The sequence below is a fragment of the Frigoribacterium sp. PhB107 genome (genome assembly GCF_003751515.1).
In the GTDB taxonomy this organism is placed as follows: domain Bacteria; phylum Actinomycetota; class Actinomycetes; order Actinomycetales; family Microbacteriaceae; genus Frigoribacterium.
The window spans coordinates 194,168-218,298 of sequence record NZ_RJKU01000002.1; the positions used below are offsets into that span (position 1 = coordinate 194,168).

A 24,131-nucleotide genomic window follows, 5' to 3' on the forward strand; every position below is an offset into this window, starting at 1 on the left:
TGGCTTTGTCGGACTCAAGAATCCGAAGGTAGTTCGGACAGCACAAGGCGAGCTTCGTAGGGGTTGTAGCCCACAGCGGCATACAGCTGCGGGAGATCATGATCAGGCAGCCCCATCATCTCGAGAGCTGTTTTGGCGAGATCGTGCGAAGCGCCGATGGACTGTCCGTCCGCGATGGACGCATAGAAGCGCGCCGCGTAGTTGATCGCATCAGAATCTCCGATCGAATCGGAATGACCGATAGCAAAGGCCGCAATGCCTTCTGTGAGGCGACGGGCCTGTTCCGCGGTCTTGCACGCATTCAGGACGACGAGAAGGGGAGTTTCGTCGACAGCTTGTAGAGCACGGCCAAGTAGCCGGCCGGACATCGCGCGGCCGTCATTGTGGGCGTCGACATCCTCTTCGAAGACGATGACGTCCTCGTTGCCGTGGCCGGAGAAGTGGACGACGTGAGGGGTGCCCTGCGTGAGACCGTTCAAGAGGTCCTCACCCGTCGCAGCCGGCCGGACGTCTAGCCGAACCTGATCGCGACCAGACGCGAACCGAACTGCATCCTGGATTTGCTTTTGCTCGCGTCCGACACGGAGGTCATCTCGGCCTGACGAGGTGAGGACGAGGATGCGGAGGCGCTCTTTCTTCGGCTGTCGAAGTTCGGCTATCGCTCTCTCGTGCACGTCGAAGCGCATCGCCGTCTCGTCGAGCAGACGGCCCGTCTCAGCTCTGGCTGCCGTCACTTGCTGAGCTCGTTGCCGTTCTAGGGCTGTGTCGGTCTGCTCACGCTTCCGCTCCGACGCCTTCTGTTCCGACCTCTCGGCGGCTGACAGCTGCTTTTGTAAAGCCACTTCCTCAACCAGGTACTTGCTCGCCTTGGTCTGCCAAGCGGCGGCGTCCTTGCCAGCGGCATTGGCGTCCTGCTCGTACCTGTCCGCGTCCCGCGATCGTGACTTTCGCGTCGAGTCGTTGCTCGTCTTGGATGCCGCAGCCCGAGCCTTCGTTGCATCGGCGCGCTTGGCGTTCTCCTTCGTTCGCGCCGCCGACGCCTTCTTCTCGGCATCGGCCTTTTGTGCGCGCTTCCGCTCGAGTTGAGACCGAATCGTCGAGCTGCTCATGGGACGAGGTTAAGGGAACGGCCCGACTCTCGAACGCGAAAGCGTCCAAGAGGCCGCACGGCGCGGTGACCTCGGCGCGCCCCCTGCGTCCGCGCATGGGGTGCTCATGCTCGAGGATCCCCCACTGGGCCGCGGGGCGGCCCGCCACCGCCCAGGTCAACTCGTCAACCATCTGGCGCCGTGGGGAGGCTTGCCCGATCGCAGGCGCGGCCACGGCAAGTCCAGTGCGCTTACGGGGTTGAGGGAGCCCGCAGGGGAAATCGCAGCGACCCTCGGGGGAAATGCAGCTTCATTAGGGTGTCCAAGGCCCGACTCCGCGGCGATTCAGGGGTTGTGCAAACAACCCGCCACGAGAAAGCCCCGCGAACCCAGCCTCACTGGGTTCCGGGGCTTTTCTCGTCTCGCGTGCTCCGGAGGGATCCGAGACGCAGTCTCGGGTCAGCTCACCGCGTCCGTCAGCGCGTCGAACTCGGCGTCGGTGAGCTCGATGGTCGCGCCGGCGAGGTTGTCCTCGAGGTGGGCGATGCTCGACGTGCCGGGGATCGGCAGCATCGCGGGCGAGCGCTTGAGGAGCCAGGCGAGGGCCAGCTGCGCCGGGGTGGCCTCGTGCTGCTCGGCGAGCTTCGTGAGCGGGCTGTCCGAACCGGTGAGGCCGCCGGTGGCGAGCGGGAACCAGGGGATGAAGGCCAGGCCGTTCTCGGTCGCCCAGTCGAGCAGCGGCTCGGCGGAGCGGTCGGTCAGGTTGAAGAGGTTCTGCACGGAGACGATCGGGGCGACCGCCTGTGCCGCCTTCACCTCGTCGATGCTGACCTCGCTGAGGCCGATGTGGCGGATCTTGCCCTCGTCGCGCAGTGCGCCCAGCTCGCCGATCTGGTCCTCGAGGGGGACGTTCGGGTCGATGCGGTGCAGCTGGAGGAGGTCGATGCGCTCCACGTCGAGGTGGCGGAGGTTCATCTCGACCTGCTGACGGAGGTAGGCCGGGACGCCGAGGGGAGTCCACTGGTCGGGGCCCTGGCGGGTGTTGCCGACCTTGGTGGCGATGACGATGTCGTCGGCGTAGGGGTGGAGGGCCTCGCGGAGGAGGCCGTCGGTGACGGCAGGACCGTAGGCGTCGGCGCTGTCGAAGAACGTCACGCCGAGCTCGACGGCGCGGCGGATGACGCGGACGGCTTCGTCGCGGTCGCTCGGCTCGCCCCAGACCCCGGGGCCGGTGAGCTGCATGGTGCCGTAGCCGAGGCGGGTGGTGGGCAGGTCCCCACCGATGCTGAAGGTGCCGGAGGCGGTGGCGGGACGGTTCGTGGTGGTGTCGGTCATGGACGCAGTCTGCTCCTCGACGTTCTTCCCGGGATCAGACGGGGAAGCTACGCCGAGCCAGTGAACAGGTCGGTGAAGGTCGCAAGCAGGATGACGACCGACCCAGCGACGAAGAAGAGGCCGACCACGAGCAGCATGCCCGGCTGGCTCTCCGAGCCGAGGTGGAGGCCGAGCCGCTTGCGTTCACGCTGCATCTGCCGCGCCACCGGGTGACGGAACAGCACGAGGCCGAGTCCCACCACCATGAAGAGGACGGCGCCCACCGCGGCCGCTGTCGCCTCCACCGTCACCGGTCCCTCCTCCGGACAGGAGCCGCCAGACGCGTCCGACTGCACAGAGGGGACGAGAGGGGAGCTGTCCAGATCACCCGTCCATCCAACGCCACTGTGCCGAGTCGGCGCCCCGGCGCCCGCCGCCCCGCCGAGCGGCCGGGCCCTCGGCGACGCCCGGCACGGCCCCGCACCCTCACCGGCCCCGCACCGCTCACCGGTACGAGTAGAAGCCCTCGCCCGACTCGACCCCGAGCTTGCCCTGGTCGAGGTAGTTGGTCTTGAGGTGGTCCGCCCAGAGCTGGGCCCCCTCCTCGTCGCTGGCAGCCGAGATGGCGTAGGCGGTCCGCAGGCCGACGATGTCGAAGATCTGGAACGGCCCCATCGGGGCACCCGTGCCGATGCGCCAGGTGGCGTCGATCGTCTCCGGGTCCGCGACGCCGCGCAGGACGAGCTCGGACGCGGCGCCGAGGAACGGCACGAGCAGCGAGTTGAGCACGTAGCCGGGCTGCTCCTTGTGGAGGGGGATCGGCACCATCCCGATCTCGCCCGCGAAGGCCACGACCTGGTCGAAGACGGCAGGGTCGGTCCGCGGGCTGCCCATGATCTCGGCCGTGTTCTGCCGCCAGATGTGGTTGGCGAAGTGCAGCGCGAGGAACTTCTCGGGGCGGCCCGTCGCGTCGGCCAGCTGGCTCGGCAGCAGGGTCGACGAGTTCGTCGCGAAGATCGTGCGCTCGGGCGCCGCGGCGGCGAGCCGCGCGTAGACGCCCTGCTTGAGCTCGAGCGTCTCCGGCACGGCCTCGACCACGAGGTCGGCGTCGGCGACCGCCTCGGCGAGGTCGGTGGTGAAGGCGATCCCGGCCACCGCCTCCTCGGCTGCCTGCCGGTGCTCGTCGCCGAGGTCGCCGACGTACTGCTCGACGATCGACCGGAGGCGCGCCTGGGCGGCCGTGACGGCGTCGTCGTCGACGTCCCAGGCGCGGACCGCGACGCCGTGGCTCGCGATCTGGAAGGCGATCTGGGCGCCGAGGACGCCGGCGCCGACGACGGTGACGTGGCTGAAGGTGGTCATGGGGTTCCTGTCTCTCGAGGGGGCGCGCGTCGTGGCGCCCTGCCTCATCGAGGTGTACTCCTCCGCGACCGGACGGGAGCTGTCGGTGGACAGCCGCCGACGATCAGCTGTCGAGGTCCCAGATCTGCTCGACGTAGTCCTGCGACCAGCCGGCGCGGAGGCGCGTCACGCCTCGGTCGTACGAGGCCAGCAGGTCCATCTCCGGCCGCACCATCGACTGCATCTGCAGCCCCTCGTAGAGGGCGATGAGCTGCTCGGCCCCGCGGACCGGGTCCATGGTCTCCGGCTCGCGTCCGACCTCGACGTCGACGGTGAGGCCGCCGAGGATCAGGGCGTGGAACTTGCGCCACTCGTGCTGCAGGGTCGGCGCCATGGGGTGCCCCGGCGTCGCGGCGACGTTCAGGAGCGAGGTGAGGAGGCGCATCAGCGACGGGTCGTGGACGTTGCGCTCCACGATCCCGCGGAGGAACCGCACGGTGCCGTGCGCGTGCATGAGGGGGATGACCGGCCGCATGCGCTCGGCGTTCCACCGGTCGACGGCGGCCATGACGAGGCCGTTCCAGCTCGGGAAGAGCCCGCGCACCGTCTCGACGGGCACGCCGGCCAGCTCGGAGACCACGTCGACGTCGGTCTCGTGGAACGCCCGGCTGCGGAACGCGACGATCACCGCCTCGACGACGCGGACCCGCAGCTCGGTGTCCTCGTCGAGGGGGGAGGCAGGGCGGGGGAGCGAGGGCACGTCGGTCACTGGTCCACCTCACCAGGCGGCGGCGGCCGCGGCCAGACCCCGTTCTGGTGGCGCGGAAACGCGCGGTGTCGGCCCGTGGTCGTAGGGTGCGGCCATGCAGACGAACGCGCAGAGCGCAGCACCGGCACGCGTCCCCGAGGAGGCGGTGGCCGACCTCCGGGAACGCCTCGCCCGCCGACGACGCGTCGACCTGCCCGCGGGGCTCGAGCCGCGGCACGGCGTGGACGCCGCGTGGCTCGAGCGGCTGCTCGCGCGCTGGGCCGACGGGTACGACTGGCGGGTGCACGAGCAGCGGGTCCTCGACCTTCCGTGGGAGCTCGTCGACGGTGCCGTCCCGCTCCGCGTCGTGCACCGCCGCGGTGCGCCCGACGCCCCGGTGGTCGTGCTGCTGCACGGCTGGCCCGACTCGGTGCTGCGCTTCGAGAAGGTGCTGCCGCTGCTCGGGGACGCGACCGTCGTGGTGCCGGCCCTGCCCGGGTACCCGTTCAGCGCCTCCTCGGCTGCCGGGGGCATGTCGGGCGTCGACATGGCCGACGTGGTCGCGGCCGCGATGCAGCAGCTGGGGCACGACCGGTACGTGGTCAGCGGCGGCGACATCGGGGCCGGCGTCGCCGAGGCGCTGCTGCGCCGGCACGGCCACGCGGTCTCGGCCGTGCACCTGACCGACGTGCCGCAGGGGCACCTCGCCGCCGAGCTGCCCGACGACCTCACCGACGAGGAGCGCGCCTACGCCGACCGCCGCGAGCAGTGGCAGGCGACCCAGGGCGGCTACGCCCACGAGCACGCGACCAAGCCGGCCACGCTCGCCGTCGCGCTCGGCGACTCCCCGGCGGGGCTGCTCGCCTGGATCGGCGAGAAGCTCTGGTCGTGGAGCGACCGCTCGGTCGAGGGCGGCATGGAGGCGGTCTTCGGCGACGACGACGTGCTCACCTGGGTCTCCGCCTACTGGTTCACGGGCACGATCGGCACGTCGTTCGGCGCCTACGCGCTGCGGGAGCCCTCGACCAACGAGCCGGTCGAGGCAGCCGTGCCCGCAGTGCTGTCGATCTTCCCCGGCGACCTGGCGAACGCCCCGCGCTCGTTCGCCGAGCGGCTGTTCGACGTGCGCGCGTTCCACGAACACGCGTCGGGCGGGCACTTCGCCGCGTGGGAGCGGCCCGAGCAGTTCGCCGCCGACCTGCGCGAGGCGATCGCGCTCGGCTCGGCGGGGGCCTAGCCCGAGCCGGCCGTTGCCTGTCGCCGAGACGGGTCAGGCGGCCGCGACCGCGGCGGCTGCGAGGCCGAGGACGGCGCAGACGCCCGTCAGCGTGCGGACGGTGTTCCACCGGGCCCACGGCGACTCGAACGCACGTCGCGCGGCGCTCGCCGAGGTCGGCCCGGACACGCTCGCCCGCGCGAGCGCCTCGTTCAGCGGCACGTTGCGCGCGACCGTGACGACGAAGGTGGCGACCGAGGCGGCCGCCGCCCCGACGGCCCACGCGCTCGCCGAGCTGCCGTCCACGACGTGCAGCACCGCGAGCAGCACCGCGGTGGCGGGTGCCGCGACGAACACGACGAGGAACGCCGGGCGCAGGATCGCCGCGTTGATCGCGCGGAACGCACCGGTGAAGGCGACGTCGTCGACCCGGCGCAGCCCCGGCGACACCGCGACCACGAAGGCGAAGAAGAGGCCCGCCACGAGACCGTTCGTGAGCAGCGCGACGACGGCGACGAGGTCAGGCACGAGTCCGCTCATGGCCGGAGGCTAGCGAGCCGACGTGAACAGCCGTCGACGGCGGGTCTCGTACGCCGAGGGCGGGCCTCGTACGCCGAGGGCGGGTCCGCGGCGACCCGCCCTCGAGCGGGAAGACCCGCCCTCGGCAGCACAGGTGGATCCGAATAACCGACGCGTCACGCGCGCCTGCTAGGGTCCCGACCGACAGCGCCTAGGGTTCCGGGATCTCGCGATCCGACTGGTCCGAGCGGCGCCACGGCCGGGCGCCACCGCCCCGCCGTCATCTGAACGGACAAAAGCCTGGAGGATCCTGCCGACGCGCCTGCGTCGGGTCGAAGGGTCCGATCTCATGTCCGGCACAGCTCTCCTCCTCGTCCTCGCCGCGGCCGTCTGCCACGCCTCGTGGAACGTCGTCGCCCACGGGGTCAGCCGCATCGGCACACCGTTCCTCTGGTGGGGCGCCGTCGCCAGCGCCGTGCTCTGGCTGCCCGTCGTCCCGTTCACGGGCGGGCTCGGGGGCAGCGTCGGGGGCCTCGCCCTCGGCGCGGGAGTCTCGGCGGTGCTGCACGTCGTCTACATGGTCGTGCTGCAGCGCGGCTACGCCGCCGGGTCGCTCTCCACGGTCTACGCGACCGCCCGCGGTACCGGCCCGGCCGTCAGCGCCGTGCTCGCCGTCCTCCTGCTCGGCGAGCGGCTGTCGGCGCTCGCCGCGATCGGCATCGCGGTCGTCGTCGCCGGCGTCGTCGCGACGGGCCTGGTCGACCGTCGCCCCCGGCAGGCACCCGCGCCGGTCGACGGTGCTGCCGCGATCGCTGACGGCGCCGCCGCCCCGGCGTCGACCGGCGGGGCCTCCGAGGAACCCGCGCCGAGAGCGGACGCGGCACCCCGCAGGAGGCGGCGGCTCGACCCCGGCATCGCCTGGGGCCTCCTGACCGGCCTGGCCATCGCCTCCTACACGATCTGGGACGCCCACGCCCTGCGCACCTGGGAGCTCTCGCCGGTGTCGTTCATGGTCGGGGTGACGGCTGTCGAGGTCCTGTTCTACACGGCGACGCTCGGCCGTCGACGCCGCGAGCTGCTCGACGTCGTCAGGGCTCACTGGCCGCGCGTGCTCGCCTTCGGGGTGCTGTCCCCGATGTCGTACATCCTCGTGCTCGTCGCGATCCAGACGACGCCGGTCGCCCTCGTCGCCCCGGCCCGCGAGACGAGCGTCGTGATGGTCGCGGTGTTCGGGGCCCTGGTGCTGCGCGAGGGGTCCGTGGCGAAGCGGCTCACGGCGTCGGTCGTCGTGCTGGGCGGCATCGCGCTGCTCGCCCTCTGAGCGGCGCCGAGCCGAGCCGCGCCGCCGTTCCGGCGCCGCACCCAGGGCGGTCGGGGATCCAGGTGACGCGTCGGGGGCATCGTGCCCCGCCCGACGCCTCCGGAGCGTCATCTCGACGATCCGTCCGCGCGCAGCGGGCACCTGCGCGCCAGGTTCGGCATACAAGAGGTGAACTCTGCCTGAACTAGCCCCGAGATAGGTTCCTATGTCGGCCGACCGCGTGTCAGCATCGTGACGTCCCGCTCCCCTCCGAAAGGCCGTCATGACCCTCCGCCGCTCCCGCGCCGCGATCGCCCTCGCCGGCACCGCGCTGCTCGCCACCGCCCTCGCCGGCTGCTCGACCGCCGCCTCTTCCGCCGAGGGCACCGGGTCGCCCGACGACGCCGCCGGCTACGCGGTCGACTCGAGCACCCTCGTCTTCGGCGTCGTGCCTGACTCGGTCGACACCGAGACCAACTACCAGCCGCTGATGGACTACATCGCGCAGGAGACCGGCAAGACCGTCGAGTACCACGAGTCGACCGACTACGCCTCTCTGATCGAGGCGAGCATCGCCGGCCAGATCGACGTCGCGTCGTTCTCGGGTTTCACCTACGTGACCGCCACGAACAACGGCGCCGAGCTGACCCCGATCTCGTCGATCACCACGGCCGAGGGCCAGGAGCCCGGCTACTACTCGCAGGCCATCGTGCCGAAGGGCAGCGACATCACGTCGATCGACGACATGGCAGGCAAGAAGATCTGCTTCGTCGACCCGTCGTCGACCTCGGGCTACCTGTTCCCGAGCTACGCGCTGCTCGAGGCGGGCATCGACCCGGAGAAGGACATCACCCCCGTCTTCGCGGGCAAGCACGACGTCAGCGTGCAGAAGGTCGGCGAGGGCACCGAGTGCGACGCCGGCTTCGCGGAGGACAGCGAGGTCGAGAAGAGCGACGCCGTCGAGGTCATCGACGAGCAGATGGTGCCCGGCGCCCCGATCGTCGAGTCGGACACCCTGCCCGACGACGTCAAGCAGCAGCTGAAGGACATCCTCTCGGACGTCACTGCCGACGACATGGTCGCCGCGGGCATCGAGAGCGCCGACAGCGAGGGCTTCCGTGCCGTGTTCTTCCAGACCACGCCGGTCGACGACGCGTACTACGACCAGATCCGCGACATCTGCGAGGCGACGAACGCCACGCAGTGCCAGGCCTGACGGCTTCTGCCTGAAGGAGGCGCGGTGACGGTCCCGAGCGTCGCCGCGCCTCCCGCGATCCGCACTTCCCGCACCGCACCGCGCACCTCGCATGCCGCGCCGCCCGCACCGCCCAGCCCCCTGGAGACGTCATGACCCCGCACGCCGACCCCGCCGCCCCGGCCGCTCCCTCCGCTCCCGGCTCAGCCGCCGCCCCCGCCGAGATCGTCGTCTCGCTCGAGGGCATCACCAAGCGCTTCGGCACGACGACGGCCCTGGACAGCGCGTCGCTAGACGTCCGGCGCGGCGAGGTCGTGGTGCTGCTCGGCCTCTCCGGCTCGGGCAAGTCGACGCTGCTGCGGCACGTCGACGGCCTCGAGCGGCCGACGTCGGGCACCGTGCACGTGCTCGGACGCGAGGTCACCGCGCTCTCGGGCCGCGCCCTCCGCGAACTGCGCAGCGAGGTCGGCTTCATCTTCCAGCAGTTCGAGCTCGTGCCCTCGCTCACGGTGCTCGAGAACGTGCTCACCGGCTCGCTCGCCGCCGTGCGGGGCCCGCGTCTCGGCCTCTGGTCGTACGGTCGCCCGGCCCGGGCCGAGGCGCTCGCCCGGCTCGAGCGCGTCGGCCTGCTCGAGCGCGCCTACCAGCGTGCCGACACCCTCTCGGGCGGCCAGCAGCAGCGCGTCGCCATCGCCCGCGCGCTGATGCAGCGGCCCCAGGTGCTGCTCGCCGACGAGCCCGTCGCCTCCCTCGACCCCGAGTCGAGCGACCAGGTGATGGCGCTCATCCGCGAGATCGCCGTCGACGAGGGCCTCACCGTGATCTGCAGCCTGCACCAGGTCGACCTGGCGCTCTCGTGGGCCGACCGCATCGTCGGGCTCCGGCACGGCGCGGTCGTGCTCGACACCGCGACCGAGGGGCTGTCGAAGGCCCAGGTCATGGAGATCTACGGCCGCGTCGCGACCAGCACCGGCGAGCTCGAGGCCATCGAGCTGGAGCTGGCCGGGGCCGCCAGCGCCACAGGCACCGGCAGCGCCGCAGGCGCCGCCGCCTCCGGGGACGCCGTCCGATGACCGCCGTGACCGAGCGCCCGCGCACGACCGACCCGGTCCTCGCGCCCGTCGCCGCGCCTCCTCGTCGTCGGGTCTCGCCCGAGCGCGTCGCCGCCGGCCTCACGATCGTCGCCCTGCTGGGGCTGAGCGTCGTGGCGCTCCGCAGCGTCGAGATCGACCCGGCCCGCATGCTGCAGAGCTGGTCGAACGCGGAGCGCTTCTTCGGCAGGGTCGGGGCGATCGAGTTCCCGCCGCTCGGCGAGCTGCTGCAGCTCACGGCGCTGACGCTCGGCCTCGTGATCTGCGGCACGCTGCTCGCCGCCGTGCTGTCTGTCCCGGTCGCGGTGCTCGCCGCCTCGAACACCACGCCCGGGCCCGTCTGGCGTGCCGCCGCCCGCTTCGTGACGGTGCTCGCCCGCGCCGTGCCCGACGTCGTGCTCGCGATGGTGTTCGTGCTGCTCTTCTCGCTCGGCACGCTGCCGGGCATCCTGGCGATCGGCCTGCACTCGGTCGGCATGATCTCGAAGCTCTTCGCCGACGCGATCGAGCAGATCGACGAGGGGCCGCGCACCGCCGTCCGCGCCGCCGGCGGCACCCGCCTGCAGCAGTTCTCCGCGGGGGTGCTGCCCCAGGTGCTGCCCTCGTGGGTGGCGACCGTGCTGCACCGCAACGACATCAACCTGCGCGGCAGCGTGATCCTCGGCTACGTCGGCGTGGTCGGCCTCGGCATGGAGATGTCGTTCGCCTTCAAGTCGCTCGACTACGGACTGGGGCTCGGCTACGCGCTCGTCATCTTCGTGCTCTGCGTCGTCATGGAGATCGTCTCCAGCTCGGTGCGCGCCGCCATGCTCGGCGTCGCGCCGACCGGTCGCGGCCTCGGCGACCGCGTCGTGCGACGCGCCACGAGGAGGCGCACGCCCGGGGCGTCCGCCGCGGTCGTCCCCGACGCCGCTGCGCCGGTCTCGGTCGACAGCATGCTGCGCCGCCCCTGGGACCGCACCCGCGTCCGGAACACGTCGTGGGGGGCGATCGCCGCCGCGGTCGTCGTCGCGAGCGTGCTCGTCTGCGACGTCGCCTGGTCCGACCTCGTCACCGTGTGGAGCGGCGTGCCCGCCGTCGCCGTGCAGTTCTGGCCGCCCTCGTTCGGCAGCTACGAGACGTCGACCATGGTCGCCGCGATGGGCGAGACGATCGCGATCGCGCTCGCCGCGACGCTGCTCACCCTGGTCGCTTCCGTCGTGATCGGCTCGCTCGCCGCCCGCAACGTCGCGCCGAGCCGGGGGATGCGCAGCGGCATGCGCCTGCTGCTCGTCGGGATCCGCGGCGTGCCCGAGGTCATCCTCGCGATCGTGCTGATCGTCGTCACGGGCCTCGGCACGCAGGCCGGCACGCTCGCCCTCGCGCTCGGCGGCGTCGGCCTGCTCGGCAAGCTGATCGCCGACTCGTTCGAGGAGGTGTCGGCCGGCCCCGAGCGCGCGCTCGCCGCCACCGGCGCCACCCGCCTGCAGGTCTACGCCGGCGCGACCCTGCCGCAGGGCACCCGTGCGCTCGTGGGCCACACCTTCTACATGCTCGACACGAACATCCGCGCGGCGACGCTGCTCGGCATCGTCGGCGCCGGGGGAGTCGGCTACTACCTGCTCAACGCCAGCCAGGGGTCGAACTACGGCGCGGTGACCGCGATCGTGCTGATGATCCTTGTCACCGTGCTCGCCGTCGAGGGGCTCGCGATGTGGATGCGGAAGGTGCTGCGATGAGCGCGCGGGCCGAGCTCCAGTCGGAGTCCGGCGTGCCCACGGAGTCCGTCCGGCATGCTGCGCCTGCCCACGACGTCGTCGTCGTCGGCTCGGGCATCGTCGGCCTGGGGGCGGCGCTCGCCGCCGTCGACCGCGGCCTGTCGGTGCTGGTGGTCGACCGCTCGGCCGTGATCGGCGGCTCGACGATCCGCAACTTCGGCCACCTCTGCCTGACTCCGCAGAGCGGCGAGGCCCGCCGGCACGCGCTCACGGCCCGCGGGCTCTGGCTGCGGCTCGCCCGCGACGCCGGGTTCTGGGCCTCCGAGCGCGGCACGCTCGTCGCCGCCCGGCACGCCGACGAGCTCGCGCTGCTCGACGAGCTCGCCGCCGCGCGCACCGAGCGCGTGCTCGGCGACCGGCCCGAGATCGAGCCGCTCGACGAGCGCGAGCTCCGCGCCCTCGCCCCGGTCTCGCCGGGAGTCACGCTCGGCGGAGCGCTGCTGCCGTACGACCTGCAGGTCGACCCGCGGGAGGCGGCGGACGCGATCCGCAGGCACCTCGAGTCGCGAGGGGTGCGCTTCCTGACCCGCACCTCCGTCGGGTCGGTCCGCAGCGGGCGCGTCGAGACGAGCCGCGGACCCATCGACGCCGGCACCGTGGTCGTCGCGACGAACCACGACCTCGACCAGCTGCTGCCCGATCTCGCCGAGCGCGCCGAGCTGCAGCGCTGCGGACTCGACATGCTCCGCGTGCGGGCCGACCTCGCGCGGCCGCTCGTCGCGCCGCTGCTGACCGGGTGGTCGCTGATCCGCTACAGCGCGTTCGCCGGCACGGCCGCGGCCGACCAGGTGCGGGCGAGGCTGCACGCCGACCGGCCCGACCTCGCCGCGCTCGACCTCAACCAGATGTACACGCAGCTGCCCGACGGCTCGGTCGTCGTCGGCGACAGCCACCAGAAGGGCGCGGCGATCTCGCCGTTCCAGGACGAGCGCGCCTCCGTGGCGTTCCTCGACGAGTTCCGGGCGCTGTTCGGCGCCGAGCCCGTCGTCACCGAGCGCTGGCAGGGCGTCTACGCCTCGGGCCGCGACGAGTTCGTCGTCGACGAGGTCGAGCCCGGCGTGCTCGTGACCGTCGTCGCCACCGGCATCGGCATGACCACCGGCCTCGGGCTCGCCGAGCACGTCGTCGGCAACCACCTCGACGGCGGGCGCGACGCGGCGCTCTCGCTCCCCGCGTCGCCCTCAGACGACTCCGCACCTCTCCCCTCCGTCCTGACAGGAAGCCGCTCATGAGCATCGAGACCACCTCCTCCCGCCCTGCCTCCGCCGCGCCCGCCGTCGAGCTCGTCGTGCTCGACATGGCCGGCACGACCGTCGTCGACGACGGCATCGTCGAGCAGGCCTTCGTCCGCACCGCCGACCGGGTCGACCTCGGCCCGTCGCTGACCCGCGAGGAGGCGCTGAAGCACGTCCGCGACACGATGGGGCAGTCGAAGATCGACGTGTTCCGGCACCTGGCCGGCGGCGACGAGCAGGTCGCGCAGCGCGCCGCCGAGCAGTTCGAGGTCGCCTACGGGGAGCTCGTCGACGAGCTCGGCGTCGACCCGATCGAGGGGGCGGGCGACCTGATCGACGCGCTGCGTGCCTGCGGTGTCGCCGTCGTCCTCACGACCGGCTTCGCCCCCGCCACGCGCGACCGCCTGCTCGACGCCCTCGGCTGGCAGGTCGACGCGGCGCTGTCGCCCGTCGACGCGGGTCGTGGGCGCCCCGCGCCCGACCTCGTGCTCACGGCGCTGCTGCGCACGGGCGCGTCGTCGGTCGCCTCGGTCGTCGTCGTCGGCGACACGGCGAGCGATGTGCTCTCGGGTCGTGCCGCGGGCGCCGGCCTCGTCGTCGGCGTCACGACGGGTGCGCACACGCGCGAGCAGCTGCTCGTGGCGGGCGCCGACGTCGTGCTCGACAGCGTGCGCGAGCTGGCGGGGCTGCCGCAGCTCGCGGGCCTGCTCACGACCGCGACGGCGACCGCGAGCCCGGTCCTGATCTCGTGACGACCGCCTCCTCGCGCTCGGCACGCACGACGCGCCCGCCGCGCTCGGTGGCCCTGGCCGGCGAGGAGGCGCGGGCCGCGTCGACGGGAGCGCCGTCCGGACAAGTCGACCTGCGTCTCGACCCGGCGCCCACGGCGATGGTCTGGACGCAGCCCGGTCGCCCGCACGACGCGGTCGCGGTGCCGAGCGTGCACCTGGCCCCGGGGGACCTGCTCGTCGAGGTGGAGCTGGCCACGATCTGCGGCTCCGACGTGCACACGACCCGCGGCGACCGCGGGGCCTCGGCGCCGCTCGTGCTCGGCCACGAGCAGGTCGGCCGGGTCGTCGCGGTCGGCGCGGGGGCGGTGGCCGTCGACGGGACGCCCCTCGTGCCCGGGCAGCGGGTCGTCTGGTCGCTCACCGTCAGCTGCGGGCGCTGCTCGACCTGCGGGCGGGGCCTGCCCCAGAAGTGCGAGTCGGTGCTCAAGTACGGGCACGAACGGCTCATCACGGGCTGGGAGCTCAGCGGCGGCTTCGCCACGCACGTCCACGTCCGCGCCGGCACCGCAGTCGTCCCCGTCGCCGACGACCTCGACGCCGCGCTGCTCGCCCCCGTCTCGTGCGGCACGGCGACCGCGCGGGCCGCCCTCGACTCGGCGGCGCAGGTCGTCGACCTCGCCGGGGCCGTCGTGCTCGTGCTCGGAGCCGGGCTCATCGGGCTCACGGCCGCCGCGATGGCGACGGACGCCGGGGCACGCGTCGTCGTCGTCGACCCCGATGCGTCTCGTCGTGCGCTCGCCGTCCGCTTCGGGGCCGTCGCCACGGCGTCGCCCACCGTCGCGCCCGGATCGGACGACAGCGTCGAGCACGCGCTCCGCACCGCAGGAGGCGCCCCCCTCGTGGCCGTGGAGGCGTCCGGATCGCCGCACGCCGTCGCTTCCGCGCTCGCCCTGCTCGGGACAGGCGGGGTCGCCGTGCTCGTCGGCAGCGTGTTCCCCGCGCCGGCCGTGCCGCTCGACGCCGAGAGCGTGGTGCGGCGGCTCGTGACGATCCGGGGCGTGCACAACTACGCGCCGCGGCACCTGGTCGAGGCGGCCCGCTTCGTCGAGGAGCGGCACGCGGCCTGGCCGCTCGCCGAGCTCGTGGGCGAGGTCGTGGCGCTGCCCGACCTCGACGCCGGCATCGCGGCTGCCGCGACGGGTGGCTCGGTGCGGGTGGGCGTCCGCCCGGCCTGACCGGGCTCTCCTGCGCGGTCGCACCGCCGCCTCCTCGTGTTCATCGAGGGCGGGTCTTCCGGGCCGAGGGCGGGTCCGCAGCGACCCGCCCTCGAGCCAGAAGACCCGCCCTCGGCAGGTGCGCAGCCTAGAGGAGGCGGCGCACGCCTCCTCGCGTCACGCGCCGGTCGAGCAGGTGTTCAGGCGCCGATCGCGCGGATGAAGTGGCCGCCCTCGCGCGCCCGGCCCGACGCTGCGACCGTGAAGCGGACGATGTCGCTGCGGTAGCGGTCGTCGGAGGCCTCGAAGGTGCGGCCGTCGCGGCCGCGGGTCACGCGGTGCAGCCGGAGGATCGGCGTCCCGAGGTCGACGCCCAGCAGCTCGGCGTCGAGCTCGTCGGCCGCCACCGCGTCGATCTCGTGGTCGATGTCGTCGTAGCCGAACCCCCGCGAGTCGAGGTACTCGGTGATCGAGACCGTGTCGAGGTCGACGTCGAACAGCACCCGACCGACCTCCTCGAGGAAGGTGAGGCGCTCGAGCATCGTGGGGCGGCCGTCGACGAGTCTCAGCCGCACGACGTCGACGACGAGGTCTCCGGGCTCGATGCCCAGCGCCCTCGCCTTCTCGTCGTCCGCCCGCCGCAGCGACACCTCCTGGGTGCGTGCGCCCGGCTCGCCGCCCACGTCGCGCACCCACTTCGTGAACGGGATCGACACGTCGACGGGGTGGTGCGCCTTGCGAGCGACGACGCGGGCGGGTCGACCGCGCCGGGTCTCGACGAGGCCCTCGCTGCGCAGCGCCGCGAGGGCGTTGCGGATGGGACCGCGGGAGGTGCGCCACTGCTCCGCGAGCTCGCCCTCGCTGGGCACGTCGTCGCCGACCGCGAGGTCGCCGCTGAGGATGCGGCGACGCAGGTCGTCGGCGATCTGGTCGTACAGGGAGCTGGCCACGCTCGGAGCCTACCGATCGCGCCCGTCGTGCCTCGGCGTGCGCGCCCTCTCGCCGCCGAGGGCGGGTGTGCCGCGCTCGAGGGCGGGTCCACGGCGACCCGCCCTCGAGCGCGACGACCCGCCCGCGAGCTTCACCCGCGCGGCGAGAGCTCGCCGTCGGGCCCGATGCGCGGCGTCGTCGCGGGCAGGTCGCGCTCGCCGAACTCGCGCACGAGGTCGGCCGCCTTCCCGGTGGGGTCGGGCACCGGGCGGCCGTCCACGAAGTCGAAGCGCGCCGAGCGCAGCTGCCCCCGCACGAACGACCCGTCCGCGTCGAGCACGACGTCCAGGTACACGCCGTGCCGCGTCGCCTCCTCTGCCCCGAAGACGCCCCCGCCGCCGAAGTTCCCGAGGCTGTAGGCGATGAGCTTCCCGTCGCGGAACTCGGCCCCCCGCAGCGAGTGCGGCCCGTGCCCGACCACGAGGTCTGCGCCGGCGTCGACGGCGGCGTGCGCGAAGGCCACGGGGTCGCCGCGGTCCTCGCCGAACATCTGCTCGGGGCCGGGACGGACGACGTTCGCGTCCGGCCCCTCGGCGCCCATGTGGGCGTGGACCACCACGACGTCGGCGGCCCTCCGCGCCGCGGCCACGAGCTTCCGCACGTGCCTGAAGTCGGTGACCCGGTTCGTGCCCGCGTACGGGGCGAAGCCGACGACGGCGACGACCGTGCTGCCGATCCGGGTGCAGACGATCTCGTCGCGCTCGCCGACGGCGGCGATGCCCTGGCCGGCCAGCGCCTCCCTCGTCTCGCGGTACCCGACCGGGCCGAAGTCGCCGGTGTGGTTGTTCGCCATGTTCATCAGGTCGAAGCCGGCGAGGTGCGCCGCCGTCCCCGGGTCGCTGCGGAACGCCAGGCAGTCGCTGCCGGCGGCGCACTTGTCGAACCCGGTGTCGTCGGCGACGACCTGCTCGAGGTTGCCCGTGACGAGGTCCTCGGTGAACCAGGGGCGCACCTCGTCGAAGTGACTCGCGCCTCCGTCGGCCGGCACGCGGTGCCCGACGTCGTGCATCAGGACGTCGCCGACGGCGCCGATGCTGACCTGCCCGTCGGCGGCGGCCGGGCGCGCGGGCAGGTCGACCGTGCACCCGGCGAGCTGCTGGGCACGGGTGCCCGCGACGCCGCCGAGCACGAGCAGCAGCACGGCAGCGCCGGCACGCCAGGGCGCCCGACTCGAGAGCCGCGCCGTCCGACCCGAGCGGCCCGAGCGACCCGCTGGTGGGTGCGGCCGGTCGACCTCGACCGCCCGGGGCGTGCGCCGCCCCGGCAGGTCCCAGAGCCAGCCCAGACCGTCGCGGGCCGCGAGCCGGTCGATCACGAGGCAGATCCCGACGAGCGCCGCCGTCAGCGCCACGGGCAGCGCGGTGGCGGCGACCAGCTTCGCGCCCACCCGCGCCCCCGAGAGCGGCTCGGCGAGCAGGTGGTCGGCGAGGGCGAGGAGGGGCATGTGCAGCAGGTAGATCGGCAGGCTCCGCCGTCCGAGCCGCACCAGCACGGGGCCGACGCCCCGGAGCCGCGCCAGCCACGGCGACGCCGCGAGGACCGCGCTCGACCCCAGCAGCGACAGGGCCAGCCAGGCACCCGGCACCGTCGCGGAGCCGGTGACGCGCACGGCCGCGAACGCCGCGGCGTACACGGCCACCAGCCCGAGGACGACCCGGAGGCGCGCGCCGGGCACGACCCGGCGGAGCCACGGCGCGAGGGAGGCGCCGAGCACGAAGAAGACGAGGTCGCCGAGCAGCTGCCCCCGGTTCGACACCACCTCGACGAGCCCGGACGAGACGACGACGGACAGCGCGGCGGCGGCCGCGACGACGACGACCGGCGGCACCCGGCGCAGCGCCTTCGCCACGACGAAGTAGAGCACGAGGGCGTAGAGGTACCAGGTGCTCATCGGGCTGATCGTGACGGCCTCGACGAACTCGGCCACGCTGCGGGGCACGAAGGTCGGGAACTCGGGGAACGCCCAGAGGGCGGCCGTGTGGATCAGCGACCACAGCAGGTACAGCCAGGCGAAGCGCAGCACCCGCGGCCGGAGGACCGCCGACCACGGCCGGGCCAGCGCACCCGCGGCGAAGACGCCCGAGACCAGCACGAACGCCGGCATGAGGAACGGCCAGACGGCGTCGACGGCGAGGCCCCAGGCGCCGGGCACCGGCAGGCCGAGCTGCCAGTCGACCTGCAACGTGCTCTTCAGGACGACGTGCCAGAGCACCACCAACACGATGAGCAGCCCCTTGAGCGCGTCGGCCCAGCCCTCGCGCGACGCGGGCGACGAGGTCGACGCCGGGGCGCTCGCGGCCGCGACGCTCACGCGCGACCGCCGGCCAGCGCGGCGTCGACGAGCGCCCCGACGAGCTCGACGTAGCCGAGGCCGACGGCCTCGAACATCCGGGGGACCTGCGACCGTTCGGTGAACCCCGGCGACGTGTTCACCTCGTTGAGCACGACGCCGGCGTCCGTGACGAAGAAGTCGAAGCGGGCGACGCCGTCGCAGCCGAGCGCGTCGTACAGCAGGCGGGCCGCCCGCTCGACCGCGGTGTGCTCGGCGAACGTGAGGCGGGCCGGCAGCGTGAACTCCGCGCTCCCGTCGTACTTGCTGTCGCGGTCGAAGACCCCGCGCGGGTCGACGCCGATCTCGAGGGTCGACCCAGCGCGCAGCACGCCTCCCGCGTCGCGGAACAGGGCGATGTCGACCTCGCGGCCCTCGACGAACGACTCGACGAGCACCAGCTCGCCGGCGGTCCGGGCGTGGGCCACCGCAGCGGGCAGCTCGGCGAGGTCGGCGACGACCGACACCCCGTCGCTCGACCCGGCGGACGTCGGCTTGACCACGAGGGGCGGCGCGAGCGTGATGCCGTGCGGCCCGTGGCCGCCGCCGCGGCAGACGCCGTCGCCGGCGCGCACGAGCACGCCCGGTGCGGTGGCCACGCCGACCGCCTCGGCGACGAGCTTCGTGGCCCACTTGTCGGCGGCGAGGGCGCCTGCCCGCACCGGCGAGCCGACGAAGGGCACCCCGGTCATCACGAGCAGCCCCGCCACGGCGCCGTCCTCGCCGTCGACGCCGTGCAGCACCGGGAAGGCGACGGCGCAGTCCGTCAGCACGGCCACGGCCTGCGCGGGCGTGAGGGCGCCCTCGCCCTCGAGGTGCCAGCCGCCCTCGCGGTCGACGGTGAGCGCGACGGCATCGGCGCCGAGCTCGCGCACCGCCCGCGTGACCGCCGCCGCCGAGGCGAGCGACACCTCGTGCTCGCCGTTCGCCCCGCCTCCGATCACGGCCACGCGCCGGCTCTCCCGGTCGGTCGTCACGGCGTTCTGTCCTGTCATGCGAGGGTTCCTGCTTCGTCGGAGGGGAGGGGGATCGAGGAGGCGCGGGGCGCGGAGGAAGGGCGGGGCGCGGGGGAGGCGCCGGGCGCGGAGGCAGCGGTCGTGCGGTGCACCCGCGCGACACGGCTGCCGATCCGCGTGACGATCTCGTGCGGCACGGTGTCGGCCCAGCGGGCCCAGTCGGCCACCGTGGGCTCGCCGTCCTCTCCCGGGCCGAACAGGACGGCGGACTCGCCCGGCCGAACGAGGTCGTCCCCCGTGTCGACGACGACCATGTCCATCGAGAAGAGGCCGACCACGCGTCGTCGGCGGCCGCGGACCAGGACCTCGGCGCGGTGCGAGGCCGCCCGGGGCAGGCCGTCGCCGTAGCCGATCGGGAGCAGGGCGAGGTTCGTGCGTCGCGGCAGCACGTGCGCCAGGCCGTACCCGACGCCGGTCCCCGCCGCGGCCTCGCGGGACGACACCACGTGCGACGTGAGCGTCAGGGCCGGACGCAGGGCCGAGGAGGTGCCCGACGGGTCGATCCCGAAGAGCCCCGCCCCGATCCGGTGCAGGTCGAAGCCGGCTCCCGCACCCGTCACGGTGGCCGCCGTCGCCGCGAGGTGGGCGACCGCGGGGGCCAGCCCGCGCCTCCTCGCCGTCCGCAGAGCCGCATCGAAGACGAAGCGCTCCCGCTCGTTCTGCTCGTCGCCCGGGCGGTCGGCGCACGACATGTGCCCCATCACCCCGACGACGCGCACCTGGCCGGTCGCGCGCAGCTCCCGGGCGAGGTCGCACAGGGCGCGCCACGCTGTCGGGGGGCAGCCGTCCCGCGCCATGCCGACGTCGACGTGCAGGTGCACGCGGGCCGGCCGCCCGGCGGAGCGGGCCGCGCGGGCGACCGTGTGCAGCAGCTCGGGCCCGGGGACGGCCAGGTCGACGTCGGCGCGGATCGCGGCCTCGAAGTCGGCGTCCGGCGGATTGAGCCAGCTGAGGACGGGCACGCGCACGCCCTCGGCGCGCAGGGCCAGCGCCTCCTCGACCGACGTCACGCCGACGGACCGCGCGCCGCTCTCGACCACCGACGCCGCCACCGAGCCGTGGCCGAAGCCGTCGGCCTTGAGCACGGCCATCAGCCGGCCGCCGGTCAGCGCGGCGAAGTGCGCCGTGTTGGCCCGGACGGCGTCGTCGTGCACGCGCAGGGAGGAGGGCACGCGCAGGGCGGACGCCGCGCTCACGCGCGCATCCTCGGGTCCTCGGTCGGGTCGCGGTACATCGGCGGGCAGCCGTTCCGCGAGGCGCCGTCCCGCAGCTCGTAGTGCCAAGTCTCGTTCTCGTAGACCTGGCAGAGGTCGTAGGAGGCGCCGTTCCGGGAGAACCAGTCGGTCGCGTCCCACGAGCCGATGTCGACGGCGTCGCCGCTCACGTGCGCGGAGGTGGCCGGCGTGGCCACCCAGCGCGCCGCCTCCTGGGCCGACCCGTACTGCGCGACCGCGTCCCGCAGCAGCTGTTCCTGGTGGGCCGCGGAGCGCCAGCCGCTGTTGACGACGACGTCCACCCCGTCGGAGGAGGCGTCGGTCGCGGCGTGCTGCAGGGCGTCGAGGAGGCGCGGGTCGAGCCCCGCGACGCCCGGCACGTCGACGTCGAAGGCCGAGGTGCCGTCGGGGACGACCCCGCCCGCCACCCCGGTCGCGTCCTGGCCGCGGGACGGATCGCCGTCGCCGGCGAGGGCCGCGCCGTCGACCGGCCCGCCGGCGCCGCTGCCGCCCGCGCGGCCGCCGCTGTCGGCACCGCCGCTGTCGGCACTGCCGCCGCCGGCCGGGGTGCCGCCGGAGAACGCGACGCCCGCCCAGGCGGCGGCCACGAGCGCGGCCACGAGGAGCACCGCAGCGGCCACCATGAGCGTGAGGTCGCGGGCGCCGAGTCGTCGACGGCGGGGAGCGGATGCGTCGGCGGGAGCAGGTGCCTCGGCGGGAGCCGCGAGGGGCGCACGGGGCGCCGGGATCGGGAGCGGGGCGGTGTCGGACATGGTCCCAGTGCACGGCAGGGGCCGTTGCCGTGACGTTGAGCATTTCTGATACGCGGCGGATACCTCCCGGCTCGTACCATCGAGCGCATGCGCGTGTTGATCCTCGAGGACGAGCCCCTGCTGGCCCAGGCGGTCCACGACGGCCTGCGGCTGGAGGCGATCGCCTCCGACGTGGCCGGCGACGGCGACACGGCACTCGAGCTGCTCGACCTCAACAGCTACGACGTCGCCGTGCTCGACCGCGACGTGCCCGGCCCCTCGGGCGACGAGGTCGCGGAGCGCATCGTCGCCTCGGGCAGCGGCGTCCGCGTGCTCATGCTCACGGCGGCGGACCGCCTCGACGACAAGTCGGCCGGCTTCGAGGCCGGCGCCGACGACTACCTCACGAAGCCGTTCGACCTGCGCGAGCTCGTGCTCCGGCTGAGGGCGCTCGACCGGAGGCGCACCCACCACCGCCCGCCGGTCACCGAGCTCGCCGGGCTGCGGATCGACCCGTTCCGTCGCGAGGTGCACCGCGACGGGCGACACGTCGCCCTCACCCGCAAGCAGTTCGCCGTGCTCGAGGTGCTCGTCGGGGCGGGCGGCGGGGTGGTCAGCGCCGAGCAGCTGCTCGAGCGGGCCTGGGACGAGAACGCGGACCCCTTCACGAACGCCGTCCGGATCACGATGTCGGCCCTGCGCAAGCGCCTGGGCGAGCCGTGGGTGATCGCGACGGTGCCGGGCGTCGGGTACCGGATCGACACCGGGTCCGCTCCGGCCGGTGACCGTGCGGAGGCCCCCGACCGTGCCTAGGCCCCCCGTGGCGCCGAGGCCCCGCGGCGTCAGCGTCCGCGTGCGCCTCGCGCTCAGCTACGCGGGCGTCGTGGTCGTCACGGGCCTGCTCCTGCTCGCGGTCGTCTGGCTGTTCCTGCTGCGCTACGTGCCCCGGCGAGTCGACTCCACGGGCAGTTTCGTGCCCGGGCGCGGCGACCTCGTCGACGCGTTCCTGCCCCGCGCCGGCCTCGCCCTCGCGGTCCTCCTCGTGCTCGGCCTGGTCGGCGGCTGGCTGCTCGCGGGTCAGGTGCTGGCCCCGCTCGAGCGGCTGGCCGAGGCCGCCCGCCGTGTCGAGGCCGGGTCCCTCTCGCACCGCGTCGACCTCCCCGGTCGCTCCGACGAGTTCCGCGACCTGGCCGACGCCTTCGACGCGATGCTCGAGACGGTGGAGGCGCAGGTCGAGACCCAGCAGGGGTTCGCGGCCAACGCCTCCCACGAGCTGAGGACGCCGCTCGCCGTGACCCGGGCGCTGCTCGACGTCGCGCGGGAGGACCCGTCCCGTGATGCCGCCCTGCTCGTCGAGCGCCTCAGCGCGGTCAACACGCGGGCCGTCGACCTGACCGAGGCCCTGCTGCTGCTGAGTCGGGCCGACCAGCTCCCCGCCGTGCGCGAGGTCGTCGACCTCTCCCTGCTGGCCGAGGAGGCGGTCGAGACGCTGCTGCCGCTGGCCGAGCCGAGGGGGGTCGCCCTCGACGCCTCGGGCGAGGCCGCGTCGACCTCGGGCTCGCCGGCGCTGCTGCTGCAGGTGGTGACGAACCTCGTGCACAACGGGATCGTCCACAACGTCGCCGGCTCCGTCGACGGCGCCGGACGCGGCGACGGCCGCTCGGGCCGGGCGGCCGTGGTGCACGTGCGGACCCGGGCCGACGGCGACCACGTCGAGCTCGTCGTCGAGAACACCGGCGCGGAGGTGCCCCGCGACCTGGTGCCGACGCTCACGCAGCCGTTCCAGCGCGGCGCCGCCCGCCTGCACGACGGGGACGGCGGCACGGGCCTCGGCCTCGCGATCGTGGACGCGGTCGTGCGGGCGCACGGCGGGCGGCTCGACCTCGCGCCCCGGCCCGGAGGCGGTCTCGTCGTCCGGGTGCGGCTCGCGCGCGCCTTCGTCGCCGACAGTCCTTGACTGCCGTGTGATACGTCAGTATCGTCGGCGTGCGGCATCTCGTTAGGCGAGGCGTCTGCGCGAACACAGGCCACTGATCCGACGACGTCGAGAGACGCCCAGGGTCAGGACAGATCTCTCCGGCTCAAGGGGTGATCCGAAGTGGCTTCCCGCTCGACCGTCGGTCGTCGGGATCACGTCGTGCAGTGCTGAAGCTCTCACGTGGGGATGCCGGCCGGCTCGTTCCGGTGCGCTGACGCGCGTCGTCGTCATGCGCCACGGTCGGCCCGTCGGGGCCCGGACAAGAGGAGGTGATGCTGCATGGGCAGTGGTCATGGTCGCGTTCCTCCTGCCCGCCCCGGGCGCGCCTGACGGTCGGCTGCACACGCAGCAGGCCGGCACGGTCGTCCGGCGGTGCGGCGCGCCTCCGGCGCCCCCGTCCCGCACGACCGAAAGGCACCACCATGTCCGTCCCCACCGCTCCCGCCTGCGCCCGCTGCGCCTCCTCGGCGACCGCCGCCGCGACCCTCTCGACCCCCGGCACGGTCCGTCGCGACCTCGACGCGAAGCTGTCGCCGCTGCGCTCGTTGTTCCTCAACCGGGCCCTGTGGCTCGTCCTCCTGACCCTCTTCGGGATCGTGACGAGCACTCTCGTCGCCGCCCAGGAGGAGATCCTCACGTCCGCCCTCGTCCTCGCCGCGTTCCTCGCGCCGATCATCGACATGGGCGGCAACACGGGCAGCCAGGCCGCCACGCTCGTGATCCGGTCCATGGCCGTCGACACCGTCAGGGCGACGTGGCGCGACGTCTGGGCCATCGTCCGCCGCGAGCTGCTGGTCGCCGCCTGCCTCGGCGCCACGGTCGCCGTCCTCGAGGTGGTCCTCGCGTACTTCGTCAAGAGCGTCAGTCTCGACATCATGGTCATCGTCGGGGCCACCATGCTGATCGTGACCGTGGTCGGCGGGCTCCTCGGCGCCGTGCTGCCCTTCGCGGCACGCGCCCTGCGGATCGACCCGGCGACGCTCTCGGCGCCCTTGATCACGTCGATCATGGACCTCGTGGGCGTGACGATCTACTTCGCGATCGCCGCCCTCGTGCTCAGCGACCAGCTGGTGTGAGGCGGGCCGAGACGACCGGCGACCGAG

The 24,131-nt window shown here is 73.8% G+C and carries 22 protein-coding genes and 1 riboswitch; of the genes, 11 read left to right on the forward strand and 11 right to left on the reverse strand.

Annotated features, from left to right (window positions below):
• Window positions 1-14 precede the first annotated feature (14 nt).
• From EDF18_RS09065 to EDF18_RS09085, 5 genes are all read right to left on the reverse strand, one after another.
• Window positions 15-1,109, reverse strand: coding sequence for a CHAT domain-containing protein (locus EDF18_RS09065; RefSeq protein ID WP_123547512.1), 1,095 nt, complete (start codon window positions 1,107-1,109; stop codon window positions 15-17).
• Between the two features lie 438 nt (window positions 1,110-1,547).
• Window positions 1,548-2,423, reverse strand: coding sequence for an aldo/keto reductase (locus EDF18_RS09070; RefSeq protein ID WP_123547513.1), 876 nt, complete (start codon window positions 2,421-2,423; stop codon window positions 1,548-1,550).
• Window positions 2,424-2,470: 47 nt separating this feature from the next.
• Window positions 2,471-2,713 carry a hypothetical protein gene (locus tag EDF18_RS09075; RefSeq protein ID WP_123547514.1) on the reverse strand — a complete coding sequence of 81 codons (243 nt, stop codon included), beginning with the start codon at window positions 2,711-2,713 and terminating at the stop codon, window positions 2,471-2,473.
• A 193-nt stretch (window positions 2,714-2,906) separates the two neighbouring features.
• On the reverse strand, window positions 2,907-3,764 hold the full coding sequence (locus EDF18_RS09080; RefSeq protein WP_123547515.1) for a 3-hydroxyacyl-CoA dehydrogenase: 858 nt from the start codon (window positions 3,762-3,764) through the stop codon (window positions 2,907-2,909).
• 103 nt (window positions 3,765-3,867) lie between these two features.
• Window positions 3,868-4,512, reverse strand: a complete 645-nt coding sequence (locus EDF18_RS09085; RefSeq protein ID WP_123547516.1) for a TetR/AcrR family transcriptional regulator — start codon at window positions 4,510-4,512, stop codon at window positions 3,868-3,870.
• A 94-nt stretch (window positions 4,513-4,606) separates the two neighbouring features.
• Between EDF18_RS09085 and EDF18_RS09090 the strand changes: the two genes are divergently transcribed.
• The gene (locus tag EDF18_RS09090) at window positions 4,607-5,728 is read left to right on the forward strand and encodes an epoxide hydrolase family protein (RefSeq protein ID WP_123547517.1); all 1,122 of its coding nucleotides are present in this window, start codon (window positions 4,607-4,609) and stop codon (window positions 5,726-5,728) included.
• Between the two features lie 33 nt (window positions 5,729-5,761).
• On the opposite strand, the gene EDF18_RS09095 is transcribed toward EDF18_RS09090, so the two are convergent.
• Window positions 5,762-6,247, reverse strand: coding sequence for a DUF1772 domain-containing protein (locus tag EDF18_RS09095; RefSeq protein ID WP_123547518.1), 486 nt, complete (start codon window positions 6,245-6,247; stop codon window positions 5,762-5,764).
• A 328-nt stretch (window positions 6,248-6,575) separates the two neighbouring features.
• On the opposite strand from EDF18_RS09095, the gene EDF18_RS09100 reads away from it, so the two are divergent.
• The 7 genes from EDF18_RS09100 to EDF18_RS09130 all read left to right on the forward strand — a co-directional run bounded on the left by EDF18_RS09100 (window position 6,576) and on the right by EDF18_RS09130 (window position 14,770).
• Window positions 6,576-7,547 (forward strand): EamA family transporter, encoded by a 972-nt coding sequence (locus EDF18_RS09100; protein WP_123547519.1) that lies wholly within the window; start codon window positions 6,576-6,578, stop codon window positions 7,545-7,547.
• Between the two features lie 262 nt (window positions 7,548-7,809).
• Window positions 7,810-8,742 (forward strand): phosphate/phosphite/phosphonate ABC transporter substrate-binding protein, encoded by a 933-nt coding sequence (locus EDF18_RS09105; protein ID WP_123547520.1) that lies wholly within the window; start codon window positions 7,810-7,812, stop codon window positions 8,740-8,742.
• 131 nt (window positions 8,743-8,873) lie between these two features.
• A complete protein-coding gene (gene phnC, locus EDF18_RS09110; protein WP_123547521.1) occupies window positions 8,874-9,794 on the forward strand; it encodes a phosphonate ABC transporter ATP-binding protein in 921 nt (306 codons plus the stop codon).
• On the forward strand, window positions 9,791-11,530 hold the full coding sequence (locus EDF18_RS09115; protein WP_123547522.1) for an ABC transporter permease: 1,740 nt from the start codon (window positions 9,791-9,793) through the stop codon (window positions 11,528-11,530). Before phnC ends, EDF18_RS09115 begins: the two co-directional genes overlap by 4 nt.
• Window positions 11,527-12,801, forward strand: a complete 1,275-nt coding sequence (locus EDF18_RS09120; RefSeq protein ID WP_123547523.1) for a TIGR03364 family FAD-dependent oxidoreductase — start codon at window positions 11,527-11,529, stop codon at window positions 12,799-12,801. The genes EDF18_RS09115 and EDF18_RS09120 overlap by 4 nt, the downstream gene beginning before the upstream one ends.
• Window positions 12,798-13,556 (forward strand): HAD family hydrolase, encoded by a 759-nt coding sequence (locus EDF18_RS09125; RefSeq protein WP_123547524.1) that lies wholly within the window; start codon window positions 12,798-12,800, stop codon window positions 13,554-13,556. The genes EDF18_RS09120 and EDF18_RS09125 overlap by 4 nt, the downstream gene beginning before the upstream one ends.
• On the forward strand, window positions 13,553-14,770 hold the full coding sequence (locus tag EDF18_RS09130) for an alcohol dehydrogenase catalytic domain-containing protein (protein ID WP_233569080.1): 1,218 nt from the start codon (window positions 13,553-13,555) through the stop codon (window positions 14,768-14,770). Before EDF18_RS09125 ends, EDF18_RS09130 begins: the two co-directional genes overlap by 4 nt.
• A 179-nt stretch (window positions 14,771-14,949) precedes the next feature.
• Here EDF18_RS09130 and EDF18_RS09135 read toward each other — a convergent pair whose 3' ends face one another.
• The 5 genes from EDF18_RS09135 to EDF18_RS09155 form a co-directional block, all read right to left on the reverse strand.
• Window positions 14,950-15,699 (reverse strand): GntR family transcriptional regulator, encoded by a 750-nt coding sequence (locus tag EDF18_RS09135; protein WP_233569081.1) that lies wholly within the window; start codon window positions 15,697-15,699, stop codon window positions 14,950-14,952.
• A gap of 131 nt (window positions 15,700-15,830) precedes the next feature.
• The gene (locus EDF18_RS09140; protein WP_123547525.1) at window positions 15,831-18,050 is read right to left on the reverse strand and encodes a CapA family protein; all 2,220 of its coding nucleotides are present in this window, start codon (window positions 18,048-18,050) and stop codon (window positions 15,831-15,833) included.
• A complete protein-coding gene (locus tag EDF18_RS09145) occupies window positions 18,047-19,063 on the reverse strand; it encodes an ATP-grasp domain-containing protein (RefSeq protein WP_123547526.1) in 1,017 nt (338 codons plus the stop codon). Before EDF18_RS09145 ends, EDF18_RS09140 begins: the two co-directional genes overlap by 4 nt.
• Window positions 19,060-20,280, reverse strand: a complete 1,221-nt coding sequence (alr, locus tag EDF18_RS09150) for an alanine racemase (RefSeq protein WP_233569082.1) — start codon at window positions 20,278-20,280, stop codon at window positions 19,060-19,062. Before alr ends, EDF18_RS09145 begins: the two co-directional genes overlap by 4 nt.
• The gene (locus tag EDF18_RS09155) at window positions 20,277-21,071 is read right to left on the reverse strand and encodes a M15 family metallopeptidase (RefSeq protein ID WP_233569083.1); all 795 of its coding nucleotides are present in this window, start codon (window positions 21,069-21,071) and stop codon (window positions 20,277-20,279) included. The genes alr and EDF18_RS09155 overlap by 4 nt, the downstream gene beginning before the upstream one ends.
• A gap of 87 nt (window positions 21,072-21,158) precedes the next feature.
• Between EDF18_RS09155 and EDF18_RS09160 the strand changes: the two genes are divergently transcribed.
• From EDF18_RS09160 to EDF18_RS09170, 3 genes are all read left to right on the forward strand, one after another.
• Window positions 21,159-21,863 carry a response regulator transcription factor gene (locus EDF18_RS09160; protein ID WP_123547527.1) on the forward strand — a complete coding sequence of 235 codons (705 nt, stop codon included), beginning with the start codon at window positions 21,159-21,161 and terminating at the stop codon, window positions 21,861-21,863.
• A 7-nt stretch (window positions 21,864-21,870) separates the two neighbouring features.
• Window positions 21,871-23,007, forward strand: a complete 1,137-nt coding sequence (locus EDF18_RS09165; RefSeq protein ID WP_123547528.1) for a HAMP domain-containing sensor histidine kinase — start codon at window positions 21,871-21,873, stop codon at window positions 23,005-23,007.
• Between the two features lie 31 nt (window positions 23,008-23,038).
• Window positions 23,039-23,221, forward strand: a riboswitch (M-box (ykoK) riboswitch).
• 229 nt (window positions 23,222-23,450) lie between these two features.
• Window positions 23,451-24,104: a magnesium transporter gene (locus EDF18_RS09170; protein ID WP_199732410.1), complete on the forward strand. Its 654-nt coding sequence runs from the start codon at window positions 23,451-23,453 to the stop codon at window positions 24,102-24,104.
• Window positions 24,105-24,131: the final 27 nt, after the last annotated feature.